The sequence below is a fragment of the Butyrivibrio hungatei genome (genome assembly GCF_001858005.1).
Lineage (GTDB): Bacteria > Bacillota > Clostridia > Lachnospirales > Lachnospiraceae > Butyrivibrio > Butyrivibrio hungatei.
Map to the genome: position 1 here is coordinate 1,804,249 of NZ_CP017831.1, position 14,775 is coordinate 1,819,023.

A 14,775-nucleotide genomic window follows, 5' to 3' on the forward strand; every position below is an offset into this window, starting at 1 on the left:
ATTTTGACGTTGTTTTATTTGTTATAACAAAAATCTTCTTTATAAATATAAATAATAACCAGAAACAAAAATAGCCTGTAATCCATTGATAACAACTGCTATTCTTAGCGCTTTTTAGTGCTATACTCATCCTTCAGAGAATGAAAAAGGGCCTAAACCTGAATCTTTATAGCGTAGCTATTGTTATTATATATTTCTATATCTCCTTACACTTAGTAAGTGCTACAGTTCCAGTACGAGCAATCTCCACAATGCTGACACTCTTTAACATCTCGATAAAGAGCTCAATTCTTTCGGAAGTATCACATATCTGTATGATCATCATGTTCTTTGACATATCAACAATCTGTGCATTCATGATCTCGCAGTTTTCCATGATATCTCTTCTATTATCTTTGTTGTACTTAACCTTTATAAGCATGAGCTCTCTGTTTATACTCATACTTTCCTTAAAGGTCTTTACCTTGATAACATCTATTTTTTTATTTAACTGCTTTTCAATCTGCTCAATAGTTCTCTCATCACCGGTTGATACAATAGTCATACAGGATACACTCTTGTCATTAGTCTCTCCAACAACCAGTGAATCGATATTGAAATTTCTTCTGGAAAAGAGTCCTGATACCTTAGAAAGTACACCAGCTCTATTTTCAACCAAAACAGAATAAATTCTTTTCATATAATCATCGCCCTTTCATAGGTAAGATAACATGTGTTACGATTATTTTGTAAGTGCCATCGGGTCTACAACCACTTCCATAAGCGAAGAATTATCATCATTCAGGAAAGCTTTTATATCCTTTATCACGTTGCTATCGCCATTGATCTTCATATAATCCATACCATATGCTGCTGCAATCATAGAAAGATCCGGATCTCCAGAAAGTTCAACCATTGAATAATTATCGTTGTAAGCAAAATGCTGATGCTCTCTTACCATTCCAAGATAGCCATTTTTCATGACCACGATCTTTACAGGTATTCCATACTGTCTCATGGTAGCAAGCTCCATCATAGACATCTGAAATGCACCATCACCGATCACAGCTACCACCTGTTTATTTGGAGCAGCAATCTTGGCACCCATAGCAGCAGGAATAGAATACCCCATAGTTCCCATTCCGCCTGATGTAAGGAATCGTCCATCACGAACCTTACTGCACTCACAAGACCACATCTGATTCTGACCTACATCAGCTACATAAATTGCATCATCCTTCATGCATTCTGAAAGCTTACAAATAAAGTCCTTAGGATCAAGATATCCATCTTTACTTTCAATCTTTTGAGAAGTGTTCTCTTTCTTATATTTTTCAAGAAGCTTAACCCATTCTCTATGATCATCAGCATGATCATCCATTTCCAAGAAGTCATGGAAAATGTGCTTAATATCGCCTACAAGAGGAATTGTCGGACCAACATTTTTACCAATCTCAGCTGGATCAACATCAATATGGACCATGACCTTATTCTCTGTTATAAGATCTGGCCTGTTAACTGCTCTATCAGCTACTCTTGCCCCTACCATAAGAAGTAGATCTGACTCATTCATAGCTCTGTTTGCATAAGCCTGACCATTATTTCCAACCATGCCAAAATACAAAGGATGGTCAGTTGGCATAACACCTATTCCCATCATAGTGGATACAACAGGAACATCATTAAGCTCAGCAAACTTTCTAAGTTCTTCTACTGCGCCGCTTAAGTGAACACCGCCACCAGCACAGATAATAGGGCGTTTTGCCTTTTCAACTTCTTTTATGACTTTCTTGATCTGAGCCATATTTCCATTAACAGTTGGCTTATAGGTTCTCATAGAGATCGACTCAGGATAGTTAAACTTAGTAGTAAGCTCGGCCAGCTGAATATCATAAGGAATATCAATAAGAACAGGGCCCTTTCTGCCTGTACTGGCAATAAAGAAGGCCTCCTTAAAGATCCTTGGAATATCATTTACATCACGAACAAGATAGCTATATTTAACAAAAGACTCCACAGCACCTGTTATATCGGCCTCCTGGAAAACATCACTTCCTATCATGTCACTATTTACCTGACCAGTAATGGCCACAAGAGGAATACTGTCTGCATAGGCAGTTGCTATACCTGTGATCAGATTAGTGGCACCAGGGCCTGATGTAACAGCGCATACACCGACCTTGCCGCTGATCCTAGCGTATCCACTGGCGCAGTGGGCTGCATTTTGCTCTGTGCGGATAAGGACTCGTTTTATATCAGAAGCCAGCATCTTGTTCCAAAAAGGATCAATAGCTACACCTGAATATCCAAAAATAACATCTGTTTTTTCTTTCTCAAGGCATTTTACTATTGCCTCAGCTCCGATCATAGGTTCTTCCTCCTCAAATCATTCTATGTTCAAGATCTGTTTAACAACTCGAACTGCATCTGCTGCATCAGATGAGTATCCATCTGCCCCAATCTCATCAGCATAGTCCTGCGTGACAACAGCTCCTCCTATAACTATCTTGCTATCTAAATTTTCCTCATGAGCAAGATCAACCACGTTCTTCATTTCCTTCATGGTAGTAGTCATAAGTGCAGAAAGAGCTATAATACTAGCATTATTATCCTTGGCAGCCTTTATGATTTCTTCCTTCGGCACATCTTTTCCAAGGTCTATAACATTAAAACCATAATTCTTGAGCATAAGAGCTACAAGATTCTTGCCTATATCATGAATGTCACCATGTACAGTTGCGATCACGATAGATGGAAGGCTGCTTCCACTTCCGCCCTCCTGCTGTAATAGTGGCTCCAAATATCCAATAGAAAGCTTCATTGCCTCTGCTCCAGCTATGAGCTGAGGAAGGAAATACTTTCCTTTATCAAAAAGATCTCCCACTTCATTAATGGCAGGCATCAGCACAGTGTCAAGAATTTCCCTTGGATCTATCCCCTCGCTTACTGCCTTCTGCGTATCTTTTACAATAGTTCTCTTGGAACCATTTAATACATCCTGTTTAATTATATCAAGAATATTGTCGCTAGTTGCAGGTGCATTCTTAACTTCTTTTACGGTATTAGTAGCATTTGCCTCATCGTATCTCTGCATTCGCTGAATATATCTGATGTCTGCGCCTTCCTTGTTGCGTAAAAGATCTGACGCAAACGCAGCGTTTACAAGCATCTCCTGGGAAGGATTTGCAATTGCCATGGATAATCCTCTTGAAATTGCCATAGTCAAAAATGCTGTATTTACGTTCATTCTCTGTGGAAGGCCAAACGAAATGTTGGATAATCCACAAATAGTAGCATATCCATTGTCATGACAATAGCTGATCGTATCAAGGGTATTGATCGCAGCATTAGGATCTGCACCAACTGTAGCTACAAGGCCATCTACTACGATATCCTCCTTGTTCATTCCAAGCTCATATGCCATTTCAGAAAGGGCATTTATATTTGAGATTTTTTCCTCTGTATTCCTTGGAAGTCCCTCTGGATTTAATGGTAAAAGAATAAACATAGCGCCATATTTTCTGGCAAGAGGAAGGAATTTTTCAGCCTTACCCTTCTCCAGAGAAATAGAGTTCATCAAAGCTCTTCCCGGATAGAGACGTAGTGCTGCCTCCATTACTTCTGCGCTACTAGTATCAATGCAAAGAGGAAGGTCCGTGATAGACATAACCTCTTCCATTACCTTTAGCATCATATCCTTCTCGTCAATTCCGCTCATGCCAACATTTATATCAAGAACTGATGCTCCGTCTTCTTCCTGACTTCTGGCAAAATCTGATACCATATCGAGATTTCCTTCACGAAGTTCTGCCTGAAGCTTCTTTTTTCCAGTTGGATTAATCCTCTCACCAACTATCATAAATAAATCATCCATTCCAAATGAAAGACTTCTTCTCTCTGAAGAAAGGTATCTTCTACCAGAAATCTTTCTCGGAATATCTTTATCTATCTTTCTGTCTCCATAGACCTTTTTTAATTTTTCAATATATGCAGGCGTTGAACCGCAGCAACCACCAAGAATTGACGCTCCTGCACCTATAAGCCTCTCTATTTCTTCAGTAAAGGTGTCTGCATCCATGTCATACTCTGTATTGCCGTTAGCATCCACAGATGGAAGTCCAGCATTTGGCTTGGCGATAATAGGAATACGAGTAACCTGTGCCATATTCCTTATAACCTCTTCCATCTTGTCAGGACCTGTTGAGCAGTTGGCCCCAATAGCACTTGCTCCCATAGCCTCTAAAGTTATGGCACTTGCAGCAGCATCTGAACCGTATAAAGTCCTACCGTCAGCTTCAAAGGTAAGTGTAACCATAACAGCCATATCCGTTACTTCTGAAGCGGCAATAAGAGCAGCTCTGCATTCCTGGAGACTCATCATAGTCTCAACAACAAGAATATCGCAGCCTGCTTCTTCAAGAATTTTTATCTGCTGTTTATATACATCCACAAGCTCTTCAAAATCAAGATCTCCAATAGGTTTTAACTGCCTTCCTGTCATGGTAATGTCACCAGCAACCAAAGCCTTATCTCCTGCAGCCTCTTTTGCCAGTTTAACAAGCTCTGTATTTATCTCTTTTATCTGGTCATTAAGCCCGTAGTCAGCAAGCTTTATCCTATTACCAGTAAAGGTTGGAGCATAGATGATATCTGAACCGGCATCCACATAAGCCTTCTGAAGCTTTAGCATTACATCCTTGTGCTCCAGGATCCACTTTTCAGGGCACACTCCAGCTGGCATTCCAGCCTTCATAAGGTTAGTGCCTGTTGCACCATCAAGGAATACCATTCTATTTTCACAAAATTTCAAAAACGCTTCTTTGTTCATTTTATCTTTCCTTTACTCTGTATATATGATGGGATAAACCATATAAAAAGTATGCAGATCACCATTATCAAAACAGGCTTAACGCTCATAGATATCACTGGAATATAGCCCATATTAGAAAGCTGATCGATCAAACTTATCAAAAGCACGTGGTAAAAATAGATATTAGAAGAACCCTCTTTTCCAATCTTCCAAAGGTATCTTCCGCCGGAAATCCCACTTTCAGACAAAAAGAGGATTCCGATAACAATAAGAAGTGAACCAAAATACACTTCCTTTTTTCCAAAAATGATAAACTCTATAACGCCAGATATCAAGCCTACAAATATAACCACTTTTCCAAAAAGTGCCCATTTTTCAGTTAAAGATTTATACTCTGCTTCTGAAAGTGCTTCTTTTTTGCCTGCCACATAGTCTGAAAACAGTATTCCTAAGAGCACAAAAGGCATTCCAACAAAGAGCCAGTTTCTCATGACATACCAGGTGCATATGCTGATTCCGAAAGGTCTAATTGGATAATAATTTTGCAAAAGCTGTCCAAAGAATAAAAAGAATAGCAAAATACCAATAAGTGCCTTATACCATTTTCTAAGAACTGGTGCAAAAATGTAGATCAGCCCATATACATAGATGAGCGCAAACAGATACCACATGTGATCAAAGGTAAAAGAGCCGTCATATATGAACTTACCTGAATTAAAAAAGAAAAACCATCTGGCCTCTGAAAGATTATACTTTGAAGAAAACCATCCTAAAAAAGACTCACCAATACAAAGATGATAGATCAATGAATAGATACTATAGACTAAATAGACTACGAAAGTCACCTTTAAAGTTTTAACTAAAGATTTTCCTACCTTTTGTCTGATATCAGGAGTTTTAGTCATAGAATAAGGAATCAGAAATCTTCCTGAAACAGCAAAAAAGAAAGGAACCGCAAATCTAGAAGTAGCATCCACAATGTCACCAAACACACCGCTAAAGCGGGTATGTATTGCTATGACACACATGGATGCTATAAATTTGATCAAATATAAAAATGTATTCATTCTTCAGAACTTGTTGCTACTGTTGAGAACTGATAGGACTCTTCGGTAGTAACAGTTACTCCCTCTCCTGATGGAACTTCTCCATGAAGAACCTGTAAGATTACATGAGCTCTGCTGTTAGCTCTCTGATAATACTGAGATGCAAGTGCCTCACTATCCTCATCAAAATCCCCATCATATGCCTGATGATAAAACTCATTGGCCATCTGCATGTAATCTGCAGCCTCTTTTGCTATATCTGATATACCAGAAAACTGATCAGGTATCTCATACTCTGCCATTTTCTTGTACTCTTCATTCATTTCATCAAGATAGCCTAAAAGCTCTGCCTTGGCACCTTCTGAACTGGTGTCTATTGAATTAATGGCACTGTCATAATAAGCAAGCTTATCATAAAAGTTAGACATGTTTGTCTTGTATGTTTCTAGTTCCTCTGATTTCTGAGCCCCGCAGCCTGCCATGATCAGGCACATAGCCATGATCATAATGCTAGCCAAAATACTTTTTTTCAACGAATTCAAATCTTAATCCCCACTTAGTCAGTATACTTAGATGCAGCCTTAAGCCTTGAAAGAGCTCTTGCAAGTCCTGCCTGCGATTTCTTAAACTCTTTGATAGACTGCTTTTGCGCCAAATGTTCCATGGCAAATTCATAGGCCTCCTGAGCTCTTCTCTTATCAATATCCTCAGGCCTCTCAACAGTGTTAACAAGAACAATGCATCTGTTATTGGCAACCTGAACTGAGCCAAGGCTTACTACGCCTATAAGCCATTCTCCTCCTGGCTTTTTGATCTTAATGATCCCATCGGACAAAGCTAGTATCATCTCCTCATGTCCAGCCAAAATAGCAAGTTCGCCATCTTCGCATGGAAGTATGATCTCTTCTGCTCTATCATCATAGAATACACCATTTACCGATATAACCTGAAGTCCAAAGGTAGCGTTTTTATTATCACTCATACATTACGCCTCTATCTGCTTTGCCTTCTCAATTACTTCCTCGATAGTTCCAACATTAAAGAATGCTGCTTCTGGATACTGATCCATTTCACCATCAATGATAGCCTTAAATCCCTTAACTGTTTCAGCAAGTGGTACAAACTTACCCTTGATACCTGTAAACTGCTCAGCAACATGAAATGGCTGAGACAAGAATCTCTGGATCTTACGAGCTCTGTAAACAGTACTCTTATCCTCATCACTAAGCTCTTCCATACCAAGGATAGCGATGATGTCCTGAAGTTCCTTGTACTTTTGCAATATTTCCTGTACCTTCATGGCTGTCTCATAATGCTCTTTTCCTACTATATCCTCCTCAAGGATACGGCTTGAAGATTCAAGCGGATCTACAGCTGGATAGATACCCTGTTCAACAATCTTACGAGAAAGAACTGTTGTAGCATCCAGGTGAGCAAAAGTTGTTGCAGGTGCAGGGTCCGTAAGGTCATCTGCAGGCACATAAACAGCCTGTACAGAAGTTACAGAACCAAATCTTGTAGATGTGATTCTCTCCTGAAGAGAACCAAGATCTGTAGCAAGTGTAGGCTGATATCCTACCGCTGAAGGCATTCTTCCAAGAAGTGATGATACCTCGGAACCAGCCTGAACAAATCTAAAGATATTATCAATGAAAAGAAGTACGTCCTGATGCTTAACATCTCTAAAATACTCAGCCATTGTAAGACCAGTCTCAGCAACTCTCATACGAGCTCCTGGTGGCTCGTTCATCTGTCCAAATACTAAGGCAGTTTTATTGATAACGCCTGACTGTGTCATTTCAGACCAAAGGTCATTACCTTCTCTTGAACGCTCTCCAACACCTGTAAATATAGAGTATCCGCCATGTTCTGTAGCAATATTCTGGATGAGCTCCTGAATAAGAACTGTCTTACCTACACCAGCTCCTCCAAAAAGACCTATCTTACCGCCCTTTGCATATGGAGCAAGAAGATCAATTACCTTGATACCTGTTTCCAAGACCTCAACTACAGGGCTCTGATCAACAAGCTTAGGTGGTTCTCTGTGAATATTCCATTTTTCAGATGTCTTTAGATCGCCCTTTTTGTCTATAGGCTCTCCTAGTACATTAAACAGTCTTCCAAGTACCTCTTCTCCAACAGGAGCCTTTATCGGTCCACCTGTATAATAAACCTCCATATCCTTAGCAAGGCCTTCACTTGGAGACAGCATAATACAGCGAACGACATCATCACCTATATGCTGCGCAACTTCCATAACTCTTTTCTGATCTTCTACATAAACTTCCAAAGAATCGCTTATGTATGGAAGGTCGCTATCATCAAATTTTACATCAACTACAGGTCCCATTACCTGTAAAATCTTACCGTTTTTCAAGTGCCGCTCCTTTTTTCTTTGCTTCCTTACTACGTTTAAGAGCTTTTGCTCCGCTGACAACCTCTGTTATTTCCTGTGTTATCAAAGCCTGTCTTGTACGATTGTAAGTCCTTTGAAGATTATCAAGCATCTTTTCAGCGTTCTTGTTGGCAGAATCCATAGCCATCATTCTGGCACTCTGAACACTACAAAATGCTTCAACAAGAGCTCCATATATAAATCCAGTGATATAGTTTGGAACAATATTGTCAAGGATTGCTGAAGGACTTGGTTCCATAAGGAACTCTTCTCTCATTACTCCAGCAGGCTGTTCCATCAACTGGATATCTGTAATGATATCTAGTGGAAGGAGCTTTTCATATCTGGTCTCGCAGACATTTCCATGAACCGTTGTATAGATAACATAGAATTCATCGATCTGTCTTGAATAGTAGTAATCCAATATTTCAGCAGCAATCTTTCTTGCTCTGTGAAGTGTTGGATTCTGAGATGTGAAAAGAAATGACTCTTCAATGTCCATATTCTTGGAAGCAAAGTGAAATCTTCCAACTTCACCAATGACAAAAAGCTTCCATTTATCGCCGTCATTTTTGATATGCTCTTCAGCTACATCCAAAACGTTATGGTTATAAGCACCGGCAAGTCCCTTATCATCAGTGAATATAATGTATCCTCTTCTTCTTTCCTTTTCAGGAATATCAAGCCTTGTCTCAAGAAAGATATTCTCTACGCCCTCTGGAAGATGGCGCACAACTCTTGATATCATAGCCTGAGTTGCAAAGAAAAATGGCTCAGTTTCAGTGAGCATCTTCTTGGCCTTTCGAAGCTTTGTAGAAGAAATAAGATACATCGCATTTGTAATTTTCTTGGTATCATTGACCGAATTTATTCGATCTCTGATCTCTTTAATTGTTGCCATGACTCTTTTCTATCTCTTCCTTAAGTAGCTTGTTCTCTGCATCATTAAACTCATCAACACAGTCAAGGATCCTCTTCTTTAACTGTTCTGACAGATCACCGCTCTTTTGAAGCTCTTCACAGATATCTGAGTGCTCTGTATTAAAGAATGTAAGAAGCTTTTCCTTATATGCTCTTACTTTCTTGACTGGAATCATATCAAGTCTTCCTGCACCAACTGCCACCAAAATAATAACCTGTTCATGCATAGCAAGGGGATGTTCCAAAGGCTGTTTCAACAGTTCCATAAGAACATCTCCATGACGAAGCTGATTCTTGGTAGTCTCATCAAGGTCAGAGCTAAACTGTGTAAATACTGCCATTTCTCTATACTGAGCAAGATCAACTCTTATGCTGCCGGCAGCTTTTTTCATAGCTTTGGTCTGAGCCGCACTACCTACACGGGATACAGAAAGACCTACGTTAACGGCCGGTCTCATACCTGCAAAGAACAGATCACTTTCAAGGAAGATCTGTCCATCAGTAATAGAAATAACGTTAGTAGGAATATACGCTGATACATCTCCACCAAGAGTCTCGATAATTGGAAGGGCTGTTATAGAACCGCCTCCCAGCTCTGAAGAAAGCTTACTTGATCTTTCAAGAAGTCTTGAATGAAGATAGAATACGTCTCCAGGATAAGCCTCTCTACCAGGAGATCTCTCAAGCAAAAGAGAAAGCGCTCTGTAAGCTACAGCATGCTTGGAAAGGTCATCGTAAACAATGAGTACATCCTTACCCTGATGCATGAAGTACTCGGCAAGAGCTGTTCCTGAATAAGGTGCAATATACTGAAGTGGTGCCATATCAGAAGCAGTTGAACTAACTACTATTGAATAATTCATGGCTCCAGACTTTTTAAGTGTCTGTATGATCTTGGCAACTGTAGATGCCTTCTGTCCTATAGCTACATAGATACAGATAACATCCTTGCCCTTCTGATTGATGATAGTATCAATGGCAATTGAAGTCTTACCAGTCTGTCTGTCTCCAATGATGAGCTCACGCTGTCCTCTACCAATAGGGAACATGGTATCAATTGACAAGATACCTGTCTCCATAGGCTCATTTACAGACTGTCTCTCAATAATTCCAGGTGCTGGTTCCTCGACTGCTCTATATCCTGACTCCTTGATATCTCCAAGTCCATCAATAGGCGCTCCGAGAGCATCAACAACTCTTCCTATGAAGGCTTCGCCAACAGGAATACCTGCCTCTTTGTAGGTTCTGACAGCTCTGGTTCCCTGTCTGATACCAGTATCATTACCAAAAAGAATACAGCCTATATGATCATCTCTTATGTCCTGAGCCATGCCTCTGGTTCCATCTTCAAACTCAATGATCTCACCATAAAAAGCATGCTCAATACCATCAATATTGGCAATTCCATCACCAACCCATGTAACAGTTCCAACCTCTCTATCCTCAATAGCAAGCTCAAAGTTCTCTACCTTTGAACTGAGCATAGAAATGATCTTGCCTGTTTCACGGTCTCCATTCTTTTTGCTGAGATTATTAAGCTCAGCACGGAGCTGTTTTGCTCTTCCTGCATCAGACCAGTCATACTCAAAGTTCTTGCAGGAAACAACAAAACCGCCGCCTATGGATGGATCTTCATAGACGTCAATTTCTATATCATCTGTATTAAATTTCTTTTTAAGAACAGCCTTGATCTTTTCAATCTGTTCATTGCTGGGAGCTGTGCTGGCATAGCGCAGCTTCGCTTTTAAACTTTCACTCATTACTTACTCCAGCTTCACTAATAAACTTGTCATAGAGTTCCAGATCATCCTGAGTGCTATGCTTGGTGGCAGCAATTTTAGAAGCTGCGTCAATTACCATATCTGTAAGCTGAGCTGCATAGACCTCTTTTGCCCTTTCATTCTCAACTTCAGCATTATGCTTGGCTTCAATAAGGATCTGCTCACCCTTTTTCTTGGCATCATTTACAATGCGCTCATACTCATCATAGCCCTGCTTCTTGATGTCAGAAAGGATCTGTTCCTTTTCCTCATCTGCAAGTTCAATCTTCTTTTCGTATTCTTTCTTAGTGTTAATAGCTTCCTGTGTAGCCTTATCAGCTGCCTTTGTAGCCTCATCCACTTCTTCTTTTCTCTGCATGAAGATATTGTCAATTCTCTGGAAAAGAAATTTCTTGGCAATAAAATACAAAATAAGAAGATTTATGATTGTGCATGCAATGTTTACAATACTAGTAGTTAACACGACTTACATCTCCTTTATGAGAAAAGAATGATCATGATAGCAACAACGAAACCATAGATGGCTGTTGCTTCTGCAAGAGCACAACCCAAAAGAAGAAGTTTCATGATCTTGCCATCTGCTTCTGGCTGACGAGCAACTGCGTCAGTTGCCTTAGATGTTGCGATACCGATACCAATACCTGCTCCAATACCTGTAAATGCAGCAATAGCTGCTCCAATAGCTGTTAAATTCATATTATTTCCTCCTAATTTTGCTCACTCAAGAGCCTCTTTTATATATAGTGATGTTAGAAATACAAAAACATAAGCCTGTATTGCGCCATCAAAAATATCAAAATATAAACTAAGCGCAGCTGGAACGATAACAGGAAGTGGCATAGCCACCTTGATAAGCTCCATAATAACTGTGGCTCCAAGAATGTTACCAAAAAGTCGCATGCAAAGAGACAGTGGTCTGATAAAGAGCTCAAGAACGTTCATAGGCGCTATTACTGCCATAGGCTGAGCAAAGCCCTTAGCCCATTTTCCTACACCTTTTCTCCTGATCCCTGCACCTTCTACAAGTACAATGCTCATGATGGAAAGAGCTATAGTGATGGTAATGTCCATCGTTGGCGGTGTCAGTCCAAAGAGGCCCATCATGTTAGAAAAAGCTATGAAAATAAGCACAGTACCCAAATAGTCTCTGTACCTGTAGCCCTCTTCTCCGATCATTCCCCCGGTAACGCCTCTTATCCAAATTACGAAAGATTCAACCGCAGCCTGTCTCTTGGAAATATTGTGAACCTTGAGATCACGCGTCATAAACAGGATAAGAAAAAAGACAATAGCTATGACCAACCAGGATACTACAACAGACTTGTATATATCAAAAAATCCGTCGCCATACGGAATATGGATCAGCGCTTTGTCTCCCATTAAGATTTCATATAATGTTTCTTTCATATCATTTGCCCCCAAAACTACACTTATTATAGAAAAATAACGCTAAATGTGCAATGTTTTTCATACAACATTTAGAGATAGACTAAATTTTATAAACAAATAAGAGCTGGTCATTTGACCAGCTCTTAAAAGCTATTTTTATTATTTTTTGATCTTCTCTTTCTTTGTTTTGTTCTTTCTGTACATCTCTTCGCCAGTTGCACCAAGGAATCCTATAAGGATGAGCCACCACCAGGATACCTTTTCCTGTTTCATTCCATCTGATGCTGGAACTTCCTCATCAAGAATAGTTACTACGGTAGGTGCCTTTACTTCTGCTTTTTCCTTATTTACATTCTTCTTAGCGGGAGTCTTTGCTTTACCTGCAAGTAAAACTTCATCAAGCTCGCCTCTTCTATCGCCAAGAACATCGTTCTGAACTGCATCGTTCATAACTGCCTGTGCTGCTGTCATCTCACCAGTACCTGCCTCTGCATTTATGTTTACTACTCCTGTATTAGGTACTGCATATACATTTGCAGCTCCGCTTTCTGTATTTCCAGCACTTTCTGTTGTATCATCAGTTGCCTCGTCGCCGCCATTTGACTGAACAAATTTCTTTAATGCCTCGAAAGCTTTAGCCTTCTTTTCTTCAAGCTCAGATAGACCAGCTTCTGCTTCTTTGATCTTTTCTTCTGCTTCTGCAAGGTACTTATCAAGGAACTCTATTGCCTCTTCTAAAGTCATGTTGTTAAGGTCAGCAGCTTCTGCTTCTGTAATATCAAGGCCAAAGAATGTAGCAAGATCATCAACTTCAAGAGCTGCCTTAGCATTAGCAAGTCTGTTCTTACGAGTATTCTTGAGTTCATCAATAGCGCCGCTAAGCTTATCTGTTTCTGTGATAGCATCTTCTACTGCCTGCTTGGCTTCTGTTACAGCCTTGTCATATTCCTTGTACTTAGCAGCATATGTTCCAGCCTTTTCACAGAATGCCTTAAACTCCGCATCATTCATTGTATCAACAGCGTATTCTCCGCCATGGACTTTGCTGTTCTTGTTCTGAACTACTTTGCGAAGCTCTACGCTTCCCATGATGAATTTTCCATCAACTTCTTTTACTTCACCACTAGTTTTAAGAGCCTCTACCTCTTCTCTTACAAGATACTTGGTTATGCCACCTTCATCGTAGGCAAATACATCCAGCTTACCATTATTAGCTCTGTCGTGAAGTTCATTTGTATCGTCATTGCTGTTCTTACCAAAATAGCTATTTAAATACTTGTCAGCATCTATTTCTTCCTGGCTCTTCTGATAGATTACGATATCTGTGCTACTTCCAAGATTGTTATATCTGTTATCACAAGGCTGTTTGTCTACTCTGTCATAGTTAAAGTAAACTGTCTGAGTAACGCCATTACTATCAACATATGTAAAGATGTTGTAGTTATTATCCTGTTTGTCATAGCCTCTTACATATTTAACAAACTTGATATTTGTAGCACCGCTATCAAGGACCTGTGGAATATAGTAGTTAACTACTATGCTCTGCATTCTTGCTCTCTGCTTATTCCAATCTGTTCCCGTATTAACAAGGCTATTGATCTTTTCAGCTGCGCTAGCTTCTACTGCAAGTTCTGCCTTTGCATCAGCTACTGCAGTTTCAAGAGCATCTGCGCTTGCCTGTGCCTTCTCAAGTTCTTTTCTAGCTTCATCAGTATTTGTACCTGCATCAACCAAAGCTGCCTGATACTCAGCTTCTTTCTTCTGAAGATTCTCTACAGCTGTCTGATACTGTCCCTTTAATGACTCATAGAGCTCTTTCTTGGTAGAAATATCCTCATTTGTATATTCAACAAGCTTTGTAAGCTCGTCATATGCCTTATCTGCTTCCACCTTATTTCCTGCATTTGCAACTTTGTCTGCAAGCTCGTTAGCTTCTACCTTTGCATCAGCTACAGTTTCAGCAGCGTTTTCAGAAATCCTTGTTGCTGCTCCAAGGCTATCAATTGCCTCTTTTGCCTCTTCGTCAGCAGCTTTATCAGCTTCACCAGCTACTACAAGGTTAGCCTCTGCATTTGTAATATCTTCAGCAGCATTTTCAAGATTCTGATTTTTGCCATCCTCTGAAATAATTTCTTCAGCTTCAAGATTCACTGTTTCTACTGCATCCTCAGAAAGCTTTCCTGCTTCCTGTGTAGATACTGGTGCTTCAGCAATCTCTTCGAATCTTTCCTCAGCAGTATCGATCGCATCTGAAGTTACTTCTGCCTGTTCTTTTGCTTCACTAGTAACGCCACTTTCTTCATTTGTATTACTTTCCGCTGTATTCTGATCATTTGTGCTATCAGGATTTTCCTCAGCATATACAGTTAATGGATTTGACATAGCCATCATTGCTGAAATGCCAACAAGCATTGCTGATATAAGCTTTGTGTTTGTCAAATTGTTTTTCTTCAT

13 protein-coding genes are annotated in these 14,775 nt (G+C 39.9%); all 13 read right to left on the bottom strand.

Annotation, left to right across the window (positions count from 1 at the left end; genetic code table 11):
* Positions 1-196 precede the first annotated feature (196 nt).
* Complete coding sequence (ilvN, locus tag bhn_RS08395; protein WP_071176272.1) at positions 197-679, bottom strand: acetolactate synthase small subunit; 483 nt, start codon at positions 677-679, stop codon at positions 197-199.
* 42 nt (positions 680-721) lie between these two features.
* Positions 722-2,347, bottom strand: coding sequence for a biosynthetic-type acetolactate synthase large subunit (gene ilvB / locus bhn_RS08400; protein ID WP_071176273.1), 1,626 nt, complete (start codon positions 2,345-2,347; stop codon positions 722-724).
* 18 nt (positions 2,348-2,365) lie between these two features.
* Positions 2,366-4,807, bottom strand: coding sequence for a homocysteine S-methyltransferase family protein (locus bhn_RS08405; RefSeq protein ID WP_071176274.1), 2,442 nt, complete (start codon positions 4,805-4,807; stop codon positions 2,366-2,368).
* A complete protein-coding gene (locus bhn_RS08410; RefSeq protein WP_083385856.1) occupies positions 4,804-5,856 on the bottom strand; it encodes an acyltransferase family protein in 1,053 nt (350 codons plus the stop codon). Before bhn_RS08410 ends, bhn_RS08405 begins: the two co-directional genes overlap by 4 nt.
* Positions 5,853-6,353 carry a hypothetical protein gene (locus bhn_RS08415; RefSeq protein WP_071176276.1) on the bottom strand — a complete coding sequence of 167 codons (501 nt, stop codon included), beginning with the start codon at positions 6,351-6,353 and terminating at the stop codon, positions 5,853-5,855. The genes bhn_RS08410 and bhn_RS08415 overlap by 4 nt, the downstream gene beginning before the upstream one ends.
* 38 nt (positions 6,354-6,391) lie before the next feature.
* Positions 6,392-6,817, bottom strand: coding sequence for an ATP synthase F1 subunit epsilon (atpC, locus tag bhn_RS08420; protein WP_071176277.1), 426 nt, complete (start codon positions 6,815-6,817; stop codon positions 6,392-6,394).
* Positions 6,818-6,820: 3 nt separating this feature from the next.
* Complete coding sequence (atpD, locus tag bhn_RS08425) at positions 6,821-8,212, bottom strand: F0F1 ATP synthase subunit beta (protein ID WP_071176278.1); 1,392 nt, start codon at positions 8,210-8,212, stop codon at positions 6,821-6,823.
* The gene (atpG, locus tag bhn_RS08430; RefSeq protein WP_071176279.1) at positions 8,199-9,131 is read right to left on the bottom strand and encodes an ATP synthase F1 subunit gamma; all 933 of its coding nucleotides are present in this window, start codon (positions 9,129-9,131) and stop codon (positions 8,199-8,201) included. Before atpG ends, atpD begins: the two co-directional genes overlap by 14 nt.
* Complete coding sequence (gene atpA / locus bhn_RS08435; protein WP_083385858.1) at positions 9,118-10,911, bottom strand: F0F1 ATP synthase subunit alpha; 1,794 nt, start codon at positions 10,909-10,911, stop codon at positions 9,118-9,120. The genes atpG and atpA overlap by 14 nt, the downstream gene beginning before the upstream one ends.
* Complete coding sequence (locus bhn_RS08440; protein ID WP_071176280.1) at positions 10,904-11,395, bottom strand: ATP synthase F0 subunit B; 492 nt, start codon at positions 11,393-11,395, stop codon at positions 10,904-10,906. The genes atpA and bhn_RS08440 overlap by 8 nt, the downstream gene beginning before the upstream one ends.
* Positions 11,396-11,409: 14 nt before the next feature.
* Positions 11,410-11,628 (bottom strand): ATP synthase F0 subunit C, encoded by a 219-nt coding sequence (gene atpE, locus bhn_RS08445; protein ID WP_071176281.1) that lies wholly within the window; start codon positions 11,626-11,628, stop codon positions 11,410-11,412.
* A 21-nt stretch (positions 11,629-11,649) separates the two neighbouring features.
* Positions 11,650-12,339, bottom strand: coding sequence for a F0F1 ATP synthase subunit A (locus bhn_RS08450; RefSeq protein WP_071176282.1), 690 nt, complete (start codon positions 12,337-12,339; stop codon positions 11,650-11,652).
* A 141-nt stretch (positions 12,340-12,480) separates the two neighbouring features.
* Positions 12,481-14,775, bottom strand: a complete 2,295-nt coding sequence (locus bhn_RS08455; protein WP_071176283.1) for a hypothetical protein — start codon at positions 14,773-14,775, stop codon at positions 12,481-12,483.